This window comes from Campylobacter sp. GB48 (assembly GCF_049221845.1).
GTDB classification, from domain to species: domain Bacteria; phylum Campylobacterota; class Campylobacteria; order Campylobacterales; family Campylobacteraceae; genus Campylobacter_D; species Campylobacter_D lari_C.
On the sequence record NZ_JBMJAR010000003.1, the window covers coordinates 62,020 to 82,963 of the forward strand.

Here is a 20,944-nt window from a genome sequence, read left to right on the forward strand (position 1 = left end):
AAAAGTGTAAAAATAAATTATATTGTTTTTTCCTTACAAAATTGTAAGAAAAATTAAGTAAAATACAAATTTATGTTTAAATTTTAGAAGGCTTTAGATTATCATGAAAAAAATTTTCATATCTTTACTTATATCCATAAAACTTTTTGCTATTTCAAGTGTTGAAGAACTTTCTTGGGAAAATGGCAAAACTTTACTTGATTTTTTACAAGATCATTCTATACCACTTAATTTATATTATAATCTTGACACCGAAGATAAAGAACTAAGCGCAGAAATTGCAAGTGGCATTAAATACCAAATGCTAAAAGATGAGCAAGGTGAGCTCGAGCAAGTTTTAATCCCAATTAGTGATGATTTACAAATTCATATTTACAAAAATATAGAAAACAAATTCGTATTGAGTTTTACCCCTATTTCTTACACTAAAGAAAAAAGAATCATTCGCGTAGCTATTAACAACTCAGCTTATCAAGATGTTTATGATGAAAGTGGCAGTGTAACCTTAGCAAGAGCTATGGTGAGAGCTTTTAAAAATAGTGTTAATTTTAAAAATGTCAGAAAAGGCGATAGCGTAGTATTAATTTATGAGCAAAAAAGAAGACTAGGAAGACTTTTTGGCGACATTAATATCCAAGCAGCTTTAGCTAACATTAGAGGTAAAGAATATTCTGTGTTTTTATATAAAGATTCTTATTATAATGCTCAGGGAAAAGAACTTGAAAATTTCTTTTTAACCAAACCTGTTAAATACACAAGAATTTCGGATCGCTTTACTAGAGCAAGATATCATCCTATCTTAAAACGTTATAGAGCTCATTTAGGTATTGACTATGCAGCTCCAACGGGTACTCCAGTTAAGAGTGCAGGAGATGGGACGATTAGTTTTGTTGGGACAAAAGGTGGTTATGGTAAGGTTGTACAAGTAAAACATGTATCAGGCTATATGACTTTATATGCTCATCTTAGTCGCTTTGCAAAAATCAAACGTGGCCAAAAAATTAAGCAAGGACAAGTAATTGCCTATGTAGGCTCTACTGGTATGAGTACTGGGCCACATTTACATTTTGGACTTTATCTAAATAACAAAGCAATTAATCCTGAAACCATAGTAAAAATTCCAAAATCAAGCCTAAGCGGTAAAAATAAAGAAGAATTTTTAAAAATGGCAAAAGAGTATGAAAATCGCTTGCAAAGCATTGATGAAAACTATAAAAATCCACCAAAAGAACAAAATATAGAAAATTCTATGGAGCTTTGAGATGATGAATGATTTTTTAGAAGCACAAGAACTTTTAAAAAATATTTCCAAAAATCAAAGCACCTATGAAACCAATGAAGCCCTAAAGACTATCAAAAGATATAATGAAGAGCTTTATTTGCAAACTCTTAAATCTTTTGATACTTACACACTTGCAAATGTAGCTACTATAACACCTGAACATATCTTAGAAGATATTTTAGAACACTTAAGCATTATAAAGATTGCAAAAGCGGTAGAAGAGCTTGAAAGTGATGATGCAACAGATTTGATTAAGCGTTTTGAAGAGCTAAATCCACAAAAAACTTTAGCCATTTTAAACCGCTTAAGCTCCGAAGATAAAGAAGAAATTTTACGCCTTAAAAATTATGATGAAAATACCGCTGGTGCTTATATGCAAACAGAAATTTTCACAGCTTCTATTGATGAGAGTATAGAAAAGGCTATTAAAAGATATAGAATTTTAAAACACTCAGGACAAGTGGATCAAATTTTTCAAGTTTATATCATAGATAATCAAGGAAAGCTTTGTAATGCTATCAACCTAAGTGATCTTTTGCTTTGGGATTTTAAACTAAGTTTTGCAGATATTATCAAAAACAATAGTGAAAAATATAAATGTTATAGCATTAAAGATCATGAAGATATACAAAAGGCTATTGATATAGTAGAAGATTATGATTTGAGTGTTTTAGCGGTTGTAAATGATGATGGAGTGCTTTTAGGTAGAATTACCTATGATGATATCCATGATTTAATCCAAGAAAATGCAACAGAGCAAATTTATAACTTAGCCGGAGTTGATGAGGATGCTGAAGAAGAAAGTGCTTTTAAAGCAGCCAAAGCAAGAGCTTTTTGGCTTATGATCAACCTTACCACCTCATTAATCTCAGCTAATATCATTAGCCTTTTTTCAGGCGAAATAGAACAACTCGTAGCTCTAGCAGTACTTATGCCTATCGTAGCTTCTATGGGAGGCAATACAGGCTCACAAGCTTTAGCGGTAACAGTTAGAAAACTTTCACTCAATGAAGTAGAATTTAAAGACGCTAAAAAAGTTATATTAAGAGAGAGTGGAATTTCTTTACTTAATGGATTTATATTTGCTAGTATTATGAGTATTATAGCTCTTATATGGTTTAAAACAGCTCTTTTGGGGCTTGTTATAGCCTTATCAATGCTAATTAATCTAGCCTTAGCCGGTTTTGTAGGCTCTTTTGTACCTTTAACTTTAAAAAAATTTAAAATCGATCCTGCAGTAGGATCGAGTGTAGTGATTACTGCAATTACCGATGGTTTGGGATTTTTTAGTTTTTTACTTTTAGCAAAAATGATTTTATTATAAAAGAGGAAAATTATGGCAAGTATTATATATAAAGATCAAGAAATAGAACTTATAGGAGATGAGCTAGAAGTTGGCGATACTGCTCCAAGAATAACTCTAAGAACCAAAAACCTCGCCCCAGTAGAAATAGCACCACCTGGAAAAACTCAAATTTTATTAACCTTTCCTAGTTTAGACACTCAAGTATGCTCTAAACAAGCAAGAGAAACCAATAAGAGATTAGCTTCTATGAAAAATATCGAAGTTATTATTATCAGCATGGATTTGCCTTTTGCTATGGATCGTTTTTGCGCTACTGAAGGGGTTGATGATATTATTGTAGCAAGTGATTTTGCTTTTAAAGATTTTGGTACTAATTATGGAGTTTTAATGGGTGATAGTGTATTTGCAGGATTATTAGCAAGAGCAGCCTTTGTAGTCAAAGATGGAAAAATAGTGTATAAGCAACTCGTAGAAGAGCTAATGGGAAAAATCGATTTTAAAGATTTAGAACTTTTTATGCATAAAAATTATGGTTACCCTTTGAATTAACCTTCAAAGTTTGTAACCACAAAATCTTCTTTTGGAGCTTCAATAAAGCATGATTTTTCTTTTAAAAAAAGCAAATCCACATGTCCTACAGGGCCATTTCTATTTTTACCTATAATGAGCTCAGCCTTTTCTTGCACAGGATTTGGCATAAATTTTCTCTCATAAGTCTTACCTTCATTTTTAGCTTTATTTTCTCTTTCTTTTTCTTCTTGCTCTCTATAAACCTCATCTCTATATACAAATAAAATCGTATCTGCATCTTGTTCTATAGCGCCACTTTCTCTTAAATCACTAAGCATAGGACGCTTATTTGCTCTACTTTCTAATGAACGATTTAATTGCGAAAGTGCCACTACTGGCATATTTAATTCTCTTGCTAAAAGTTTTAAACCTCTTGAAATTTCACTCACTTGTAAATGCCTATCATTAAAAGCTGAATTACTCATCATAAGACCGATGTAATCAACTACGCAAAGCTCAATACTCTCATCTTGAGCCTTTATTTTGCGTAAAATCGAACGAATATCAGCTATGCTAGCATAACCACTATCATAAATATAAAGATTTTTTTGCGCATATTCATTACAAGCATCACCTACTCTACTCCACTCATCATCGTTTAAATCTGCGATTAGAATTTTTTGCAAAGGAATGGAAGTTTTTGCACTGATTAATCTTTGCATGATTTGTGTAGCAGGCATTTCTAGTGAAAACATTACAACACCTTTATTTTGCCTTAGTGTTTTTTCTATAAAATTAAGACAAATTGTAGTTTTTCCCATACCTGGGCGCGCAGCAATGATTACAAGATCGCCAGGTTTAAAGCCTTTTGTCATTTTATTAAGCTCACTAAAGCCTGTATCAAGTCCTAAAATATCTTTGTTTTCAGCTTCTTTTTGCTTTTTAAACTCATCCATAAGCTCAGACATAACCATAGTCATATCTTTAATACTATTACTATTTACACGGTTGGTAAGATTAAAAATCTCTTTGCCTATTTCATCTGAAATTTGAGAAATGCTTTTATCTTCATTTACCCTTGTAGGTATAGTATAAGCAAAATTTAAAAGTTGGCGTCTAATGGATTTTTCTCTTAACTCATAAGCGTATTTACTCACATCTGCTATGGAAGTAGTGGCTAAAACTTCAGCTAAAATTTGTTCATCTACTTTTTTATGTTTTCTTATAAAACTTGCACTTATAGGCTCGCCTGCATTCACACAAGCTAAAATAGCTTTGTAAATATCTTGATGAGCTTTGAGTGAAAAATCATTAATCTCAATATCTGAAGAAATACTAAAAAAAGAATCCTCACTATATATACAAGAACTTAAAATCGCCCTTTCAAGATCTAAATCAAAATGCTCATTATTTTGACTCATACATACTCCAAATTATAAATTTGCAAATAAATCAGTTGATAAATATCGCTCTGCTGTATCATTTAACATAGTCAAGACTTTTTTATTTGGATTTTCTAAAGCAATTTTTCTAGCCATATATACATTTGCTCCGCTTGAAATTCCTGCCATTATGCCGTTTTTACCAAGCTCTAAGGCTGTATTTATAGCATCTTCATTGCTTACACAAACTATCTCATCTATAATTTTTTGATTTAAAATTTTAGGGATAAAATTTGCACCTATACCTTGAATTTTATGGCTTGCAGCGGTATTTTGACTCAAAAGTGGCGAAGATGCAGGTTCTAAAGCTATGATTTTGATATTAGGATTGCGTTCTTTTAAAATTTCTCCTACCCCACTAATAGTCCCACCCGTGCCAAAACCTGCTAAAAAAATATCAAGATCAGGCAAAGCTTTTAAAATTTCTAAAGCAGTATTTTTTCTATGTGCATTTTTGTTGTTGATATTTTCAAATTGACTTACCATAAACGAATTTGGAATTTCACTCAAAAGTTCATTAGCTCTATCAAGCGCTCCTTGCATACCTTTGCTTGCTTGAGTAAGCTCTAGCTTTGCACCAAAAAAACTCATCATTTTTCTACGCTCAATACTCATAGACTCAGGCATAGTTATGATAAGTTTAAGCTTTAAGCTTGCACAAATCATTGCTAAAGCTATGCCGGTATTTCCACTTGTAGCTTCTATAATGGTTGTTTCTTGATTAATCTTGCTTTCATTTAAAGCTTGTTTTATCATCTCCACGGCTGCTCTATCTTTTATAGAATGACTTGGATTAAAATACTCACATTTAGCATAAAGATTTGGAGCAAATTCTTTTAAAGAAATAATCGGAGTATTACCTATACAATCTAAGATATTATTATAAACTGACATTGTTTTCCTTCTAATTTTTTAAAAACAATATCAAAAGAAAATTAATATATAATCTATGAAGAAAAACGCAAAAGTTAAAAACTTTTGCGCAAAGAATTATTTTTTAGCTTTTTTAGCGGTTTTAGCAGCAGCAACTGCGTCTTTAAGGTTTTTACCTACTTTAAATTTAGCAACTTTAGTAGCAGGTACTTTGATAGTAGCACCAGTGCTTGGTACTCTAGCTTCTCTAGCAGCTCTTTCAGCCACAGAAAATGTACCAAAACCAATAAAGCTAATGCTATCACCTTTAGCTAATACATCAGTAATAGTAGCGATTACTGCATCAGTAGCTGCAGTTGCATCTTTTTTAGTTAGCCCAGCAGTTTGAGCAACTTGAGAAATAAAATCTGCTTTAGTCATAAAAAGCTCCTTGATTAAAAATGATTGCTAAGTTTAACACATTTATCAAGCTTTTGCAAGAGGTTTAAACCCAAATCACAAAGAAAAATATGTTAAAAAAATGTTTTTGCTAAATTTATTATTACTTCAGGCTTTAAGTCTTTCATGCATTTGTGGTGTTTTAAAGGGCAGACCTTTTGCATACAAGGCATACAAGTTAAATTTAAATGTGCTATTTTAGCATTTTCTTGCCAAGGCGAGGTTTGACTAAATTTAGTCGAGCCAAAAACCGCCACCGTTTTTACCCCATAAGCTGCGCCTATATGCATAGGGCCACTATCATTTGTGATGAGCAAGTCAAGCATAGAAATATTTTTACATAAAGTATAAATACTAGTTTTACCACAAAGATTTTTTACCCTTATGCCTTCTTTTAAAAGAAAACGCTTAATTTCATCACAAATTTCTCTCTCACTTTCTACTCCAAAGATTAAAATTTGATGCGTGGAGCTAAATTCTTTTGCTACCCTTGCAAAATAGATTGCTTCCCATCTTTTCGCACTTCCAAAATGTGCACCTGGGTTTATACCTAAAATTTTTTGAGTTGATTTTGCTTTTATAGGAAGCTTTAAAGCATTTGAAGTAGCTTTAAAATTTAAGGCTTTTTCTATGAAATTTAAGTATTTTAAGACTTGGTGTTCTTCTTTTAGAATATTTTTATCAAAATAAAATCTTTTTTTTGCTTTGATTAGATTTAAAATAATCTTGCTTGAAAATGCCGAGCGAAATGAAAAAGCTAGATCAAATTTACCAAGGTTTTTTCTAGCTTTTAAAATTTGCCTATATCTTTGCTTTTTATTTTCTACTAAAATTTGAGCATTTTCAAAGCGTTTAAAAAGCTCTGTACTTACAAAAGAACCATAAAAAGTAAATTTAGCTTGGGGATATTTTTCTTTTATAGCATAAATAGCCGCACTAGCCATCACCGCATCGCCAAGCCAAGTAGGAAGGTTGATAAAAATATTCATGATTTTCCTTAAAAATAAAAGCTATAATTATATCAAAAATAAAGAGCTAAAATGAGTCAAATTTCCATCATACTACCAACTTATAATGTAGAAAAATATATAGCCAGAGCATTAGAAAGTTGCATTAATCAAACTTTTAAAGATATAGAAATCATTGTAGTAGATGACCTTGGAAATGATAAAAGTATAGATATAGCCAAAGAATATGCTAGTAAAGATGATAGGATAAAAATCATATATAATGAAGAAAATTTAGGAACCTTTGCTAGTAGAAATATAGGTGTATTAAATGCAAAATCAGATTTTATAATGTTTTTAGATCCTGATGATTATTTAGAATATAATGCTTGTGAGCTTGGGTTTGAAAAAATTAAAAATGTAGATATGGTAGTGTTTGATGCGTATGTACATAGGGTAAAATTTAAGAAATTTTATAGATTTAAGCAAGATGAGTTTTTTAATAAAGATGATTTTATGGAATTTTTACTCAAACAAAAACATTTTTGCTGGAGTGTTTGGGCAAAATTATATAGGAAAAATTTGATTTTAAAAAGCTTTGAATATGTTGATTTCAAAGAAAGGCTTTGTTATGGAGAGGATGTGCTTTTTAACTATATAAATTTTATGCTAAATGAGAGTTTTTTTGTGTCGCAAGAATGCATATACCGCTATGAATTTAATGAAAATGGTAGATATGAAAACAAAAATAAAGAAATTTTATGGCAAAATTACCGACATAAAAAGCAAAGTTTAAAATGCATTAAAAAATTAGCTAATATTTTTTCACATAAACATTTTAATGAAAAAATATTAGAAGTTTTAGAGAAAGAAATTTTAGGATTAGAGAGTAGAGTTTGGAAAAAGTAAAAGTTTTTATCATCAATCTAGAACGCTCAGAAGATAGAAAAAATTTTATGCAAGAACAAATTCAAAAACTCTTCATATGCAATCCGGATTTAAAAAATAAACTAGAATTTGAATTTTTTACAGCCATAGATGGCTCTAAAAATGAGCATTTGCGGTTTAAAAATCACTTCCCATGGTGGTGTCAATTTGTGCTTGGGCGTGAACTTAGTGATAGTGAAAAATCATGCTTTGCATCTCATTATAGTTTATGGAAAAAATGCCAAGAACTTAATAGCCCTATCATCATTTTAGAAGATGATGTCATCTTTAGTGATGAGTTTTTAAACAACTCAAACATCATTGAAAAATTACTAAATAGCAATTATGAATACATAAGACTTCACTATTCTTTTGATAAGAAAATTGATCAAATAAATAACAATTTTTTTAAAAGTTTTGAAAATGTCAGTGGTGCTTTAGGTTATTTCCTTCATCCAAGTGCTGCCATAAAATTTACAAACAAGGCAAAATATTGGTTTAAACCGGTAGATGATTACATGGATATGTATTATTATCATAAGGTGAAAAATATCATATATAAACCTTTTTTAATTTATTTGTCATCATTAAATAGTATAATTGGACAAAGAAACCAAAAACCTAAAAATATACTTCGAAAAATTACTAGAGAGATATTTAGATTTTATTTTAGCATAAAGAAAACATTGCAAGGAAGAAAATGAAAGGAATTATACTTGCTGGGGGTTCTGGAACAAGATTATATCCTAGTACTTTAACTTTATGTAAACAATTACTTCCAATCTATGATAAACCCATGATTTATTATCCACTTTCGGTGTTAATGCTTGCTCAAATTCAAGAAGTTTTAATTATATCTACACCAAAAGACATAGTAAAATTTCAAGAACTTTTTCAAGATGGATCATGGCTTGGGATGGATATATCCTATTGTATTCAAGAAAAACCTGAAGGATTAGCACAAGGCTTAATACTTGCTAGTGATTTTATAAAAAATGATGACATAGCTTTAATTTTAGGAGATAATATCTTCTATGGACAAGGCTTTACAGATATACTTAAAACCGCAAAAGAAGATGCAAAAAAACATTATGCAAGTATATTTTCATATCATGTAAAAGATCCAGAGCGTTTTGGGGTAGCAGAAATTTCTAAAAATGGAGAAGTTTTAAGTATAGAAGAAAAACCTCAGCAACCTAAAAGTAACTATGCTGTTACAGGATTATATTTTTATGATAATCAGGCTATAGACATAGCTAAAAATATCAAACCAAGTCAAAGAGGCGAACTAGAGATAACTGATGTAAATATAGAATATTTAAAACTAAAAAAACTAAAATCTCAAATTCTAGGAAGAGGTTTTGCTTGGGTTGATACCGGAACACATGATAGTCTCATAGAAGCAAGTTCTTTTGTGCAAACAATAGAATTAAGACAAGGTTATAAAATAGCCTGCTTAGAAGAAATAGCCTTTAGAAATGGGTGGATTGATGAGGCTAAGCTTTTAAAACGAGCTAAATTATTAGAAAAAAGTGGATATGGAAACTATCTTCAAAAAATTTTACAAGGTTTTTAAATGAATAATATCTTAATTACCGGGGGAGCGGGTTTTATAGGAAGTAATTTTATAAATCATCATTTACAACATCATCCAAAAGATAAAATTATCAATCTTGATTTATTAACTTACGCAGCAAATTTACAAAACCTTCAAGCAAGTAGCAATCATCCTAACTATACTTTTTACAAGGGAGATATTTGTGATCAACAACTAGTCTGTGATATTTTTCAAAAACATTCCATTAATATAGTTATTCATTTTGCGGCAGAATCACATGTAGATAATTCCATACAAAATCCTGATATTTTTATAAAAACCAATATCAATGGAACTTTTAATCTTTTACACAATGCCTACAAACATTGGTTTTTAGAGCCATTTGTGAAAAATCCAAAATTTAACAAAACTCTTTTTTATCATATTAGCACAGATGAGGTTTTTGGAAGTCTTGGAGAAGATGGTTATTTCACAGAAAAAACACCATATGCTCCAAATTCGCCTTATTCTGCTTCTAAAGCAAGCTCAGATATGCTCGTAAGAAGCTATCATCATACTTATGGATTAAATACTATAATCTCAAATTGCTCTAACAACTATGGCCCAAATCAACACGATGAAAAACTCATACCAACCATCATAAGAAACGCATTAAATGACAACTCTATCCCAATATATGGAGATGGTAAAAATATCCGAGATTGGCTTTTTGTGCAAGATCATTGTGAAGCTATAGGGCAAATTTTACACTATGCTTTAAAAAATTCTAAAAACACTTTTTTTGATACATTTAATATAGGTGGAAATGAAGAATGGCAAAATATAGACATAGCTTATAAAATTTGCTCATTTTTAGATGTAATTTTACCAAAACAACACTCATATAAAGAACAAATTTCTTTTGTAAAAGATAGAGCTGGGCATGATAGAAGATATGCTATAGATTCAAGCAAGCTTAAAAACACTCTACAATGGAAACCAAAAGAAAGTTTTGAGAGTGGCTTGGGAAAAACTATAAAATGGTATATAGAAAAGTATAAGGTCTAAGATGGATTATAAACTTATAAACTTAAATTATTTTGATGATAAAAAATCAACATTAATAGCATGCGAAAAAAACATCAACTGCCCTTTTGAAATAAAAAGAATTTTTTATATTTTTGATGTTCCAGAACATACTATCAGAGGTGATCATGCAAATTTAAATTCTCAATTCTTTTTTATCGCTTTAAAAGGAGAATGTAAAATAAAAATTGATGATGGTAATAAAAAAGAAATTTTTTTGTTAAATAATCCAAAACAAGGGCTATTTTTAGACAAAATGTTATGGAAACAAATGTATGATTTTTCAAAAGACTGTATTTTACTAGTTCTAGCTAATACCTGCTATGATAAAAATGAATATATTTATAATTATGATGAATTTTGTAAAATTAAAAATACTGGGGGGGGGGATATGAATATATTATCCTAAATGTAGCATGAAAGAAAAATATAAGATTTTAAATTTTTCAGCTATTACTGACAAAAGAGGTTCTTTAATAGCACTTGAAAATTTAAAAGATATTCCTTTTGAAGTAAAAAGAATATATTATATTTTTGATACAAAACCAGAATTTCCAAGAGGAGCTCACGCTCATATAAATTTAGAACAAGTTTTAATCATGGTGGATGGATCATGTGAGATTATGTTAAATGATGGTAAAATATCTCAAAGTATAATCTTAAATCGTCCTGATATAGGGCTTTACATAGGTAAAAATATATGGAGAGAAATGAAAAATTTTTCTTATGGAGCGAAGTTGCTTGTGTTAGCAAGTGAATTTTATGATGAAAAAGAATATATAAGAAATTATGATGAATTTTTAAAGGTTGTAAAGTGAAAAAGTTAATTATAATTGGAGCTGGAGAAACAGCTAGTTTGGCTTATGAGTATTTTACTAATGATTCAGATTATAATATTGTAGCCTTTGCTATAAGTGAAAAATTTATTCTAGATAATCAAAATATGTTTTTAGATTTGCCCTTAATAAGCTTAGAAAACTTACAAAATATTTTTAATAGATACGACTATGAAATTTTTGTAGCAATATCAGGAGATAAGCTAGGTTATTATAGAAAAACAATTTATGATTTTTTTAAAAATAAAGGTTATAAATTTGCAAGTTATATTTCTTCTAACAGTCTCATATGGAAAAATGTTGAAATTGGAGAAAATTGCTTTATAATGCCGAATAATGTATTGCATCCTTTTTGTAAAATAGGTAACAATGTAATAATTTGGGGTTCAAATGACATAGGGCATAGAAGTATTATAAGGGATCACTGCTGTATAACATCTAATGTTGTTGTCGCTGGATACTGTGATATAGGTGAACATACTTTTATAGGTATTAACTCATCCATATCTGATGGCCTAAAAATAGCAAAAGACAATTTTATAACTTTAGGATCAACAATAACTAGTAATACTTGTGAAAATAAAATTTACAGAGGGAATCCTGCACGTGCTTTGAAAATTCCAGCAAAAAAATTTTTAAAAATAAAGATATAAAGTGTATAATTATGTTATGTATAAAATATAACTCTAAAGCAAAAAATATTTGGAATGAATTTAATAAAAATTCCAAAAATGGATTATTTATGTTTGATCGTAATTACATGGATTATCATTCTGATAGATTTATTGATCATTCATTAATGTTTTATGAAAATGATAGATTGTTTGCCCTACTTCCACTCAATGAGAAAGATGATACTTTGTATTCACACCAAGGGTTGACTTTTGGTGGGTTTATTTGTGATTCTAAAATGCAACAAAGTAAAATGTTAGATTGTTTTGATGTTTTATTTGATTACATGAAAAAGCAAAATTTTAAAAATCTTATATATAAAAGCATACCTTATATATATCACAAAAAAGCTTCGCAAGAAGATTTATATGGACTATTTATAAATAATGCACAATTATATAGAGTAGATTGTTCAAATGTGATTTATCTTGAAGATTATAAGCTTCCAAGAGGTAGAAAAACTCACATAAACAAAGCCAAAAAAGAAAATATAATAATAGAAGAATCAAATGATTATAACAATTTTATAAAATTACTAAACGAGGTTCTTTATAAACAACATAACGCCAAAGCAGTACATAATGAAAAAGAATTAATTTTACTAAATTCAAGATTTCCTGAAAATATAAAGCTTTTTATAGCTAAAAAAAATAGTGTTATAGTCGCAGCTACTTTGCTTTTCATATATGAAAATTTAGTCCACACACAATACCTTGCTAATAGTGATTATGGCAGAGAAGTAGGAGCTTTAGACTTACTCTTAAAAACATTAATAGAAAAATACAGTAAAGAAAAAAAATATTTTGATTTTGGAATTTCTACAGAAAATGAAGGAAAGTACTTAAACAAAGGACTTATCTTTCAAAAAGAAAGCTTTGGAGGAAGAACTATGGTGCATAATATATACGAAAAAATTCTACAATAATAAATAATTCAAACAAGGTTTTATGATAATGAAAACAATTTTATTTATAATAGGAACTCGTCCTGAAGCAATTAAGCTAGCTCCTTTAATATTGGAATTTAAAAAAAAGTCTGAATGCTACAATGTTTTAGTTTGCAATACAGAACAACAAAAAGAATTGTCAAATCAAGCTTTATCTTTTTTTAATATCCAAACCGACATATCACTTGATATTATGACTGAAAATCAAAATTTATGTTTTTTGCAAGCAAAAATCTTAGAAAAATTACAAGTTATATTTCAAAAAAATACAATTGATGCCACAATAGTACAAGGCGATACCATGAGTGTTTTTGCGGGAGCCTTAAGTAGTTTTTATAATAAAGTTCCTGTTTTTCATATAGAAGCAGGCTTGAGATCGTATAATACTCAAGAACCTTTTCCTGAAGAAGCTATTAGAACAATGGTTAGCAAAATAGCACTATTGCATTTTGCCCCTACACAAGAAGCAGCAAATGCTCTCTTGGCAGAAAAAATAAATAAAAATAATATATATGTATGTGGCAACACTGGAATAGATGCTCTATATCTTTTAGATAAAAATACGTCAGAAGCTTCTCAGATTTTTTTTAAGCAACTGAATATCGATTTAACCAGCGAAAACATCGTATTAATAACTATACATAGAAGAGAAAATCATGGCGCTAGATTATTTAATATTATAAGCGCTATTAAAAAAATAGCTCAAAATTTTACAACACATAAATTTATCATTCCAGTTCATCCTAACCCCAATGTTAAAAATTACATTTATCAAGAACTGCAACAATATGCTAATATTTTACTAGTGGAATCTTTGAATTATCCTCATATGGTTTATATATTAAAATGTGCAAAATTAATATTAACAGATAGCGGTGGATTGCAAGAAGAAGGTCCATCATTTAAATGTCCCATTTTAATTTTAAGAGAACAAACAGAGCGCAAAGAGGGTGTTGTAGCGGGATTTTCAAAATTAGTGGGTACTAATTCCGAAACAATTTATAATGAAGCTGCTAAAATTTTAATACTAAACAAAGAGGCAACTCGTATCAATAAAAAAAATCCATATGGCGATGGAAAAGCGAGTAGAAAGATTGAAAAAATAATCAGAAGGTTTTTTAAATGAATGAGCTAGTAAGTGTTATAATGCCAACATTTAATGGTGCCTCTAGTGGTTTTCTTGCGCAGTCAATAGAAAGCGTCTTGAATCAAACTTATAAAAATTTAGAATTTATTATAGTAAATGATTGTTCCACGGATAATACCTTAGAAATTTTACAAGAGTATGCAAAAAAGGACCATAGAATACAAATCATAAATAACCAAAAAAATCAAAAACTTCCGCAATCTTTGAATATAGGTTTTAATAATGCAAAAGGTAAATATTTCACTTGGACTTCAGATGATAACTATTTTCATTTTAGTGCTATAGAAAAAATGGTTCATTATTTAGAATATAATATTAGTAAAATTTTAGTTTGTTGTGATTTTGAAATAATCGGATTAAAAGGTAAAAAAAATCATTTTATAGTAAGTGATAAAAAAAGAGATCTAATTGAATATGATTGTATAGGTGCGTGTTTTTTATATAAGTCAAATATAGCAAAATTAGTTGGTAATTACAATCCAAAAGAATTTAAGGTAGAAGATTATGAGTATTGGCTAAGAATGGGTTTATATGGTGATTTTGGAGCCATACACGAAACTCTTTACACATATAGATTTCAACCTCAAAGTCTAACAATGACAGCAAAAGACGGAGAAATTGCAAATAAAAGCCATGATCTTATAACAAAATTTTTACCACTATATTTAAAAAAATTCCCTCATATCAATTTAACAACTATATCAAAAATACAACTAATCATTCTAAACAATAATAATATTAAAGAACAAATTAAAATAATATGGAAAAAAAGCAATAAAGTCGAGCAAAGAAAAATTTATGTTTTTCTAAGGGATAGATTTAAAAATTCTAAAAAAGAAATTTATTCTGAAATAATAAAATATATTGGATTAAAATATAGAATAAAATTTTATTTATTTAGGAAAAAATATAAAATATGAATAAAAATATTTACTTTTATTATCCAAGTCATGTTATTGGTGGTGCCGAATTATTATTCTCTAGAATAGCTAATTATCTAGCTTCTCTTAATTATAATGTTGGCTATATAGGTTTTAAAGATGATATTGTCTTATCTTTGCTTAATTTAAAAGTTAATTTCATTATAACAAGTGACATCATTGCTTTACCAGATGATTCAGTAATTATTACCCATCCGGCCAGATGTTTTGAAATACCTAAAATAATTACAAATAAGACTAACTATTTATTCTGGGTGTTGCATATTGATGAGTTAAAACATATTAATCAATTCTACAAGCTTAATAATGCATACACAAAAAAAGTTATTACAAAAATGATAAAACACAAAGCTTTAGTAGATATAGACAAACAAACTACTCAAATTATTGAATATTTCTCTAAAACAAAAATGACATACGAAAGTAAAATACCTGTAATGTTAAATAATTGCTGTTTTAAAATTCGCAAAAAACTACTATTTCAAAATGCAATTAACTTAGCCTGGATAGGAAGATTAAGCCGAGATAAAATATATTCTTTAATAAATATTTTATATAATTTAGAAAATATATCATTGAAAAATACTGAAATTTATTTTCATATAATAGGCGATGGAGAATGTAATCATAAGCTAAAAAAAACATATAATAATTTTCATATAATTCAACATAAAACAATAGCACCAAATCAACTATCTTCTTTTTTGATACAACATATAGACTTAGTTTTTGCATATGGAACATCATTATTAGAAGCTGAAAAATTAGGAATTCCTGCAATTGCACCTTATTATACTACAAACAAAACTTTTTCCAATGAGTTTGTTTGGGGTTTTAACCTAAAAGATTATTGTTTGGCACCTATAAATAAAGAGTGGTATTCAAACGATACTAATACTATTGAAAATCTATTAAATAATTTTATGGAAAATATACAGTTTCACAGCACACAAGCAAGAGAACATTTTGAAAATTTTACCCTTGATAAACAAATTAATCTATTTTTACAAAGTGTTAATAGAACAACATTTTCAAATAATACATATTTAAAATTATATAAATTAAGAAAAATATATATATTAAAAAATTTAAATTTCAAAAATAAAATTCGTCTAAAAATTTACTATTATATATACAAAATTTTAAAAAAGAAGGGGTTGATATTCTATGATTAATTTTTTAGATCTACACAAAATTAACGCAAGATTTGAAGATAAAATAAAAGATAAAATAAATGAAGTTATTAATAGTGGTTGGTATATACTAGGAAAAGAATGTGTAAATTTTGAAACAAATTTTGTACAATATTGCGGTGTAAAACATTGTATAGGTGTTGCAAATGGTCTTGATGCATTAAGAATTATCATCAAAGCTTATGAATTTAGCAAAGATGATGAAATCATAGTTCCTGCAAATACTTACATTGCTTCTATATTAGCCATAACTGATAATCTTTGCAAACCGGTTCTAATAGAGCCTGATATAAATACTTATAATATAGATGCAAAATCAATCGAAGAAAAAATCACAAACAAAACAAAAGCTATCATGGTGGTTCATCTTTATGGACAAGTTTGTAATATGGAGCCAATATATGCTTTAGCAAAAAAATACAATCTTAAAATCATAGAAGATTGCGCACAAGCTCATGGGGCAAATTTTAAAGGAAAAAAAGTTGGTAGTTTGGGTGATGCAGCAGGATTTTCATTTTACCCTGGAAAAAATTTAGGTGCTTTGGGTGATGCAGGTTGCATTACAACAAATGATGATTTATTAGCTAGTAAAATACGAGCTTTAGCAAACTATGGTTCTCATAAAAAATATGAAAACCTATATGCGGGTTTAAACTCAAGACTTGATGAATTACAAGCTGGAATTTTAGATATTAAATTAAAACACCTAGATGATGACAATCAAAAAAGGAAAGAAATAGCCGATTTTTACATGAAAAATATAAAAAATGAAAATATCATATTGCCTAAAATAGACATCGATCATGTATGGCATTTATTTGTCATAAGAACCAAATTTAGAGATAAACTACAAAAATACCTCAACGAAAATAATATACAAACAATCATCCATTACCCTATACCACCGCATAAACAAGAATGCTATAAAGATTTTAATAACCTTTCATTGCCCATAACTGAGCAAATCCATAATGAAGTATTATCGCTGCCAATTTCACCAGTGATGACACAAGAAGAAGTAAAATGTATTGTTGATGTAATAAATAATTGGAGTGTTTGATGTATCACATTGTTTTTAGTGCAGATGAAAACTATATCAAATATACAGCTGTTTTGATTACAAGTATTATTAAAAATACAGATAAAAATAAATTTTATCAAGAAAATGAAATATATTATTTTCATATTTTAAGTAATGATATTAGTAATTATGCTAAAAATAAACTTCAAAAATTAGAACAAGAACTTAATTTAACTTTCCCATGTAAAATACAAATTCACATTCAAGATGATGATGATTTTAAACATTATCCTATCAGTGGAGCTGCTCATAGCTCAAAACTTCCTTATTATAGATTAAAATTAAATTCTATATTAGAGGATGAGATAAACACTTGTTTATATTTAGATTCTGATATGCTATGTTTATGTGATATAAGAGAAATTTTTACTATCAACTTAGAAGGAAAAATAGCCGGTGTTGTAGGCGACCCTGGATCCAAACGTGCAAAAATAAAATTTAAAGAAAATAACCAAAAACACACTTTATATTTTGATGAAAATTATTTTAACTCAGGTTTTTTACTTATCAATCTAAAAGAATGGAAAAAACACAATATAGAACAAAAATGCGAGGATTTAGCTAGCAAATGCTACTACATAAAAGCTGCTGATCAAGATTTGCTTAATGCCACCATAAAACCACAATATCAGCTAAAACTTGATTTTTCATATAATTTCAATATCATTACTCTTTTTTATGCTATATGTAAAGATGAGCAGGCAAATAGACTTAATTACACAAGAGATGAATTTACCAAAAGTGCAAAAACGCCTAAAATTTTACATTATGGAGAAAAACCTTGGAAATTTTTAAAGTCATACACAGATTTGCAAGGTAAAAATATAAATGATTATTGGTGGCAAATAGCAAAAAAAACACCTATTTTTAATGAAGAATTGCTCAAACAAAAAGCAAACATTAAAGATCATTTGCTTTATAGTGCTTTGGGATTTGAGCTTTTAAAAGCTATAAAAAGTTTTAATTTTATAAAAATATCATCTTTGATTCATAATACTAAAAAAGATGAGTATTTTTTAAAAGAACCACAAAAGATTAATGATGATATTTTTGGGCTTTGTTGCATGCTTGGAGAAAATATTTTATATGCAAGAAAAAACCAAAAAAACACCTTCAGTGTTTTTTTAAAAGCTATCAAAATGCTCAAAAATTTTAAAAAATACGCAAACAAATCAAGAGTTTAATAACTCTTGCCATTTTTGCATAACTTTTTCTTTAGAGAAGTTATGAGAAATATTTTCTTTTGCGCTTTGTCCCATTTGTTTTCTAAAATTCTCATCATCCATAAGCAAACAAAGCTTATTTGCAAATTCTTGCAAATTACCATCCTCGATTAAATATCCACTTTTACCATTTTCTATAATATCGCTAGGACCTGTATCAACATTAAAGGCGATACTTGGAATAGCATAATTTGCACTCTCAACTAAAACCATACCAAAACCTTCCCAATAACTACACATTATATAAATACTAGATTGTAAATATTCTTTTTCTATATCTTTTGTAAAAGATTTTAATATGATTGAATTTTCAAGCTTATATTCTTTTATTTTATTTTCTATAGTATTTTTAAACTCACCTTCTCCAACTATAGTTAAAGTCCATTCTTTGTATTTTATATCTTCTTGCACAAACTTCCAGATTTCAATAAGTCTTAAAAAACCTTTTTCATCATTTGCTGTCATACGACCTATACTTAAAATATTTTTTTGACTTAAAGTAGAATTTATATCAGACAAATAAGGCAAAAAATTTGGTATAACCCAAACATTTTTATGATATTTTCTCCACTGATCAATTTGCTTAGCTGATAGCACCACTAAAGCATCAAAATAATTATTTTTAACTCGATATTTTTTAAAATGATTATGAATAAAATTAATATATTTTGTATTTTTATTTTTAAAGAAAGGAAAATGAGGGCAATTATTAAAAATCATCACATCAACATCTTTATATCTTTGTTTTAGTAAAAAACACTCATAATGCTTGTAATATAACTTATAAAATAATCTTTCTTTTTTTACATCAGCTCTTGATTTACTATGCAAGTAATTTATTTTAATATTGTCATTTAATTCATAAGCTACATCAACTCCTTGTTTATAAAAACTAAAAATTTTTACATCATACCCAAGCTCAAAAAGCGCATTTGCTAAATTTACGACAACCCTTTCAGCACCACCTCCTATAGTGATATCCCCAATAAGTAATAAAATTTTCATTTCCAAGTCACTTTTTCATTTTTTATAGTTTCAAGATAAATTTGGTGATTGATTTCAAGCATATTTTTGCTATTTTCTTCATGGTAAATATGATAAGCTAGGGCATTAAATTTAAGTCTTTTAAATGCTCCGTCATTAAATAAAAATCTAGCTACAAACTCACTATCTTCCCTACCCCAACCTATAAATTTTTCATTAAATCCCTCAATGGCTTCAAAATCACTTTTATAAAAACTCATATTGCAAGTTTTACTACCTTTAACAAGTTGTGATTTTTTAAAAAATTTCTTAGTTAACTTTGAAAATTTATATACACATTTAGCTAAAAAAATATTTCTTTGATTTTTAAAACCCTTTTTGTTAAATGCCAAACTAAAATCATTTTTGCTTAAAAGTTCTTTGCTTTCTTTTTCATTTAAAATAGCTCTTGAGCCTTGTAAAATAGTCTTTAAACTAGCAAATTTTAAATGATCACCGATGAAGTTTTTCTCTAAAATCATATCCCCATCAATTAAGATAATATATTCGCTATTAGAAGCATTAATTGCCTTATTGCGGCTTGTCGCAGCACGAAATCCCTCATCTTCTTGCCAAATATGCTCTAACTTACAAGGAAAATCCTTTTGATAAGCTTGTATAAGCTTGGCTGTATCTTCCCTGCTTCCATCATCAGCTATTAAAACCTCATCTGGTAAAGGCTCTAAGTTTTTAACACTATCAAGCACCAAAGCAAGTCTTTCTTTTTGATTATAGGTTGTAATGATTAAAGCACAAGTTTTTGGCTTTTGCTTTTTAAGTTCATACAATTTCATATATTTAAAAAAAGCTCCAAGACCATTGCAAGTACTTATGATAAAGCCTTTATAACCATAAAAAATTCCCTTTTTTAAAATATAATTTCTAAAAAAAGTCCAAATTCCTCTTAGTAATGCCTTGCAAACACTACTGTCCTTATGTAAATTTTGCAAAGCCCAAAGCTTAGAGTATTTTTGAAGCTTATCTAACAAACTATCGATATCCTCAAAAGCAAAATGCCTCAAACCATTTTGCAGCTTAATCTTTTTGCTATCTTCATGTAAAATCAAACTCTCATGCACCAAATTTTCATTAAAACTTGTATGGGTTTTATTAAACACTCGCATTACATGATCAGGCCACCACCCACAAGCTTTAATCCACTCTCCATTGTATAAATTTTCTCTTGGCAAAGCTATGATATCTTCTTTATTAGGCTCGATTTTCCTTAGCTCTTGTAAAAATTCTTTCTTAGCAAGTTCATCTGCGTCAATATTAAAAATCCAATCATTACTAGCATAACTTATGGCTAAATTTTTCAAAGGTCCAAAACCTATAAATTTATGCTGATAAATCTTGATATTTTTATAACTTTTACTAAATTCATAAGCAATTTTCAAAGTATCATCATTGCTATCATTTTCTATCAAAACGATCTCGCCAAATTCTTGCAAAGATTCCAAGCAAGCCTTTAAGGTTTTTTGAGCATTTTTAACAATCATTATCACACTAATTTGCTTTAAATCCATTTTATATC

22 protein-coding genes are annotated in these 20,944 nt (G+C 28.5%); 16 read left to right on the forward strand and 6 right to left on the reverse strand.

Features of this window, described 5'->3' with window-relative positions; all coding sequences use genetic code 11:
* The first annotated feature begins 103 nt into the window (after nucleotides 1-103).
* The 3 genes from ACOTVC_RS02750 to tpx are packed head-to-tail and all read left to right on the forward strand — an operon-like array spanning nucleotide 104 to nucleotide 3,137.
* On the forward strand, nucleotides 104-1,261 hold the full coding sequence (locus tag ACOTVC_RS02750; RefSeq protein WP_087690012.1) for a peptidoglycan DD-metalloendopeptidase family protein: 1,158 nt from the start codon (nucleotides 104-106) through the stop codon (nucleotides 1,259-1,261).
* Nucleotide 1,262: 1 nt separating this feature from the next.
* Nucleotides 1,263-2,606 carry a magnesium transporter gene (mgtE, locus tag ACOTVC_RS02755; RefSeq protein ID WP_421627649.1) on the forward strand — a complete coding sequence of 448 codons (1,344 nt, stop codon included), beginning with the start codon at nucleotides 1,263-1,265 and terminating at the stop codon, nucleotides 2,604-2,606.
* Nucleotides 2,607-2,618: 12 nt separating this feature from the next.
* Complete coding sequence (tpx, locus tag ACOTVC_RS02760; RefSeq protein WP_214116029.1) at nucleotides 2,619-3,137, forward strand: thiol peroxidase; 519 nt, start codon at nucleotides 2,619-2,621, stop codon at nucleotides 3,135-3,137.
* Here tpx and ACOTVC_RS02765 read toward each other — a convergent pair.
* The 4 genes from ACOTVC_RS02765 to waaF form a co-directional block, all read right to left on the reverse strand.
* Nucleotides 3,134-4,519: a replicative DNA helicase gene (locus ACOTVC_RS02765; protein ID WP_087699265.1), complete on the reverse strand. Its 1,386-nt coding sequence runs from the start codon at nucleotides 4,517-4,519 to the stop codon at nucleotides 3,134-3,136. The genes tpx and ACOTVC_RS02765 overlap by 4 nt on opposite strands.
* A 12-nt stretch (nucleotides 4,520-4,531) precedes the next feature.
* The gene (cysK, locus tag ACOTVC_RS02770) at nucleotides 4,532-5,434 is read right to left on the reverse strand and encodes a cysteine synthase A (RefSeq protein WP_214116027.1); all 903 of its coding nucleotides are present in this window, start codon (nucleotides 5,432-5,434) and stop codon (nucleotides 4,532-4,534) included.
* 96 nt (nucleotides 5,435-5,530) lie between these two features.
* Nucleotides 5,531-5,833, reverse strand: coding sequence for an HU family DNA-binding protein (locus ACOTVC_RS02775; RefSeq protein ID WP_039619003.1), 303 nt, complete (start codon nucleotides 5,831-5,833; stop codon nucleotides 5,531-5,533).
* Nucleotides 5,834-5,925: 92 nt separating this feature from the next.
* Nucleotides 5,926-6,840, reverse strand: a complete 915-nt coding sequence (gene waaF / locus ACOTVC_RS02780) for a lipopolysaccharide heptosyltransferase II (RefSeq protein WP_214116026.1) — start codon at nucleotides 6,838-6,840, stop codon at nucleotides 5,926-5,928.
* Nucleotides 6,841-6,891: 51 nt separating this feature from the next.
* On the opposite strand from waaF, the gene ACOTVC_RS02785 reads away from it, so the two are divergent.
* The 13 genes from ACOTVC_RS02785 to ACOTVC_RS02845 all read left to right on the forward strand — a co-directional run bounded on the left by ACOTVC_RS02785 (nucleotide 6,892) and on the right by ACOTVC_RS02845 (nucleotide 18,348).
* Entirely contained in the window at nucleotides 6,892-7,707 is an 816-nt protein-coding gene (locus ACOTVC_RS02785) for a glycosyltransferase family 2 protein (protein WP_421627652.1), read from the forward strand.
* Between the two features lie 47 nt (nucleotides 7,708-7,754).
* Complete coding sequence (locus tag ACOTVC_RS02790) at nucleotides 7,755-8,429, forward strand: glycosyltransferase family 25 protein (RefSeq protein ID WP_421627699.1); 675 nt, start codon at nucleotides 7,755-7,757, stop codon at nucleotides 8,427-8,429.
* Complete coding sequence (rfbA, locus tag ACOTVC_RS02795) at nucleotides 8,426-9,301, forward strand: glucose-1-phosphate thymidylyltransferase RfbA (protein WP_039619036.1); 876 nt, start codon at nucleotides 8,426-8,428, stop codon at nucleotides 9,299-9,301. Before ACOTVC_RS02790 ends, rfbA begins: the two co-directional genes overlap by 4 nt.
* Nucleotides 9,302-10,330 carry a dTDP-glucose 4,6-dehydratase gene (gene rfbB, locus ACOTVC_RS02800; RefSeq protein WP_421627654.1) on the forward strand — a complete coding sequence of 343 codons (1,029 nt, stop codon included), beginning with the start codon at nucleotides 9,302-9,304 and terminating at the stop codon, nucleotides 10,328-10,330.
* A gap of 1 nt (nucleotide 10,331) precedes the next feature.
* Nucleotides 10,332-10,757, forward strand: coding sequence for a sugar 3,4-ketoisomerase (locus tag ACOTVC_RS02805; protein ID WP_421627656.1), 426 nt, complete (start codon nucleotides 10,332-10,334; stop codon nucleotides 10,755-10,757).
* A gap of 7 nt (nucleotides 10,758-10,764) precedes the next feature.
* Nucleotides 10,765-11,166 (forward strand): sugar 3,4-ketoisomerase, encoded by a 402-nt coding sequence (locus ACOTVC_RS02810; protein ID WP_214117009.1) that lies wholly within the window; start codon nucleotides 10,765-10,767, stop codon nucleotides 11,164-11,166.
* A complete protein-coding gene (locus ACOTVC_RS02815) occupies nucleotides 11,163-11,837 on the forward strand; it encodes a NeuD/PglB/VioB family sugar acetyltransferase (protein ID WP_214117006.1) in 675 nt (224 codons plus the stop codon). Before ACOTVC_RS02810 ends, ACOTVC_RS02815 begins: the two co-directional genes overlap by 4 nt.
* Before the next feature lie 89 nt (nucleotides 11,838-11,926).
* Nucleotides 11,927-12,781, forward strand: coding sequence for a GNAT family N-acetyltransferase (locus ACOTVC_RS02820; protein ID WP_421627658.1), 855 nt, complete (start codon nucleotides 11,927-11,929; stop codon nucleotides 12,779-12,781).
* A gap of 28 nt (nucleotides 12,782-12,809) precedes the next feature.
* A complete protein-coding gene (gene wecB, locus ACOTVC_RS02825; RefSeq protein ID WP_214116997.1) occupies nucleotides 12,810-13,928 on the forward strand; it encodes a non-hydrolyzing UDP-N-acetylglucosamine 2-epimerase in 1,119 nt (372 codons plus the stop codon).
* Nucleotides 13,925-14,869, forward strand: a complete 945-nt coding sequence (locus ACOTVC_RS02830; RefSeq protein ID WP_421627660.1) for a glycosyltransferase family 2 protein — start codon at nucleotides 13,925-13,927, stop codon at nucleotides 14,867-14,869. The genes wecB and ACOTVC_RS02830 overlap by 4 nt, the downstream gene beginning before the upstream one ends.
* On the forward strand, nucleotides 14,866-16,065 hold the full coding sequence (locus ACOTVC_RS02835; RefSeq protein ID WP_421627662.1) for a hypothetical protein: 1,200 nt from the start codon (nucleotides 14,866-14,868) through the stop codon (nucleotides 16,063-16,065). Before ACOTVC_RS02830 ends, ACOTVC_RS02835 begins: the two co-directional genes overlap by 4 nt.
* The gene (locus tag ACOTVC_RS02840; protein WP_421627664.1) at nucleotides 16,058-17,143 is read left to right on the forward strand and encodes a DegT/DnrJ/EryC1/StrS family aminotransferase; all 1,086 of its coding nucleotides are present in this window, start codon (nucleotides 16,058-16,060) and stop codon (nucleotides 17,141-17,143) included. Before ACOTVC_RS02835 ends, ACOTVC_RS02840 begins: the two co-directional genes overlap by 8 nt.
* Entirely contained in the window at nucleotides 17,143-18,348 is a 1,206-nt protein-coding gene (locus ACOTVC_RS02845) for a glycosyltransferase family 8 protein (RefSeq protein ID WP_214116993.1), read from the forward strand. Before ACOTVC_RS02840 ends, ACOTVC_RS02845 begins: the two co-directional genes overlap by 1 nt.
* Here the strand turns inward: ACOTVC_RS02845 and ACOTVC_RS02850 are convergent.
* Together ACOTVC_RS02850 and ACOTVC_RS02855 are read right to left on the reverse strand one after the other, a co-directional pair.
* Nucleotides 18,337-19,392: a glycosyltransferase family 4 protein gene (locus ACOTVC_RS02850; protein WP_421627666.1), complete on the reverse strand. Its 1,056-nt coding sequence runs from the start codon at nucleotides 19,390-19,392 to the stop codon at nucleotides 18,337-18,339. The two genes, ACOTVC_RS02845 and ACOTVC_RS02850, sit on opposite strands and share 12 nt — an antisense overlap.
* Nucleotides 19,389-20,936 carry a glycosyltransferase family 2 protein gene (locus ACOTVC_RS02855; RefSeq protein WP_214116237.1) on the reverse strand — a complete coding sequence of 516 codons (1,548 nt, stop codon included), beginning with the start codon at nucleotides 20,934-20,936 and terminating at the stop codon, nucleotides 19,389-19,391. Before ACOTVC_RS02855 ends, ACOTVC_RS02850 begins: the two co-directional genes overlap by 4 nt.
* Between the last annotated feature and the right edge of the window lie 8 nt (nucleotides 20,937-20,944).

Excerpts from the sequence above, each read along its gene's own strand:
- ACOTVC_RS02750 (WP_087690012.1), top strand. The coding sequence starts at position 104 with ATGAAAAAAATTTTCATATCTTTACTTATATCCATAAAACTTTTTGCT.
- mgtE (WP_421627649.1), top strand. The coding sequence starts at position 1,263 with ATGATGAATGATTTTTTAGAAGCACAAGAACTTTTAAAAAATATTTCC.
- tpx (WP_214116029.1), top strand. The coding sequence starts at position 2,619 with ATGGCAAGTATTATATATAAAGATCAAGAAATAGAACTTATAGGAGAT.
- ACOTVC_RS02765 (WP_087699265.1), bottom strand. The coding sequence starts at position 4,519 with ATGAGTCAAAATAATGAGCATTTTGATTTAGATCTTGAAAGGGCGATT.
- cysK (WP_214116027.1), bottom strand. The coding sequence starts at position 5,434 with ATGTCAGTTTATAATAATATCTTAGATTGTATAGGTAATACTCCGATT.
- ACOTVC_RS02775 (WP_039619003.1), bottom strand. The coding sequence starts at position 5,833 with ATGACTAAAGCAGATTTTATTTCTCAAGTTGCTCAAACTGCTGGGCTA.
- waaF (WP_214116026.1), bottom strand. The coding sequence starts at position 6,840 with ATGAATATTTTTATCAACCTTCCTACTTGGCTTGGCGATGCGGTGATG.
- ACOTVC_RS02785 (WP_421627652.1), top strand. The coding sequence starts at position 6,892 with ATGAGTCAAATTTCCATCATACTACCAACTTATAATGTAGAAAAATAT.
- ACOTVC_RS02790 (WP_421627699.1), top strand. The coding sequence starts at position 7,755 with ATGCAAGAACAAATTCAAAAACTCTTCATATGCAATCCGGATTTAAAA.
- rfbA (WP_039619036.1), top strand. The coding sequence starts at position 8,426 with ATGAAAGGAATTATACTTGCTGGGGGTTCTGGAACAAGATTATATCCT.
- rfbB (WP_421627654.1), top strand. The coding sequence starts at position 9,302 with ATGAATAATATCTTAATTACCGGGGGAGCGGGTTTTATAGGAAGTAAT.
- ACOTVC_RS02805 (WP_421627656.1), top strand. The coding sequence starts at position 10,332 with ATGGATTATAAACTTATAAACTTAAATTATTTTGATGATAAAAAATCA.
- ACOTVC_RS02810 (WP_214117009.1), top strand. The coding sequence starts at position 10,765 with ATGAAAGAAAAATATAAGATTTTAAATTTTTCAGCTATTACTGACAAA.
- ACOTVC_RS02820 (WP_421627658.1), top strand. The coding sequence starts at position 11,927 with ATGTTTGATCGTAATTACATGGATTATCATTCTGATAGATTTATTGAT.
- wecB (WP_214116997.1), top strand. The coding sequence starts at position 12,810 with ATGAAAACAATTTTATTTATAATAGGAACTCGTCCTGAAGCAATTAAG.
- ACOTVC_RS02830 (WP_421627660.1), top strand. The coding sequence starts at position 13,925 with ATGAATGAGCTAGTAAGTGTTATAATGCCAACATTTAATGGTGCCTCT.
- ACOTVC_RS02835 (WP_421627662.1), top strand. The coding sequence starts at position 14,866 with ATGAATAAAAATATTTACTTTTATTATCCAAGTCATGTTATTGGTGGT.
- ACOTVC_RS02840 (WP_421627664.1), top strand. The coding sequence starts at position 16,058 with ATGATTAATTTTTTAGATCTACACAAAATTAACGCAAGATTTGAAGAT.
- ACOTVC_RS02845 (WP_214116993.1), top strand. The coding sequence starts at position 17,143 with ATGTATCACATTGTTTTTAGTGCAGATGAAAACTATATCAAATATACA.
- ACOTVC_RS02850 (WP_421627666.1), bottom strand. The coding sequence starts at position 19,392 with ATGAAAATTTTATTACTTATTGGGGATATCACTATAGGAGGTGGTGCT.
- ACOTVC_RS02855 (WP_214116237.1), bottom strand. The coding sequence starts at position 20,936 with ATGGATTTAAAGCAAATTAGTGTGATAATGATTGTTAAAAATGCTCAA.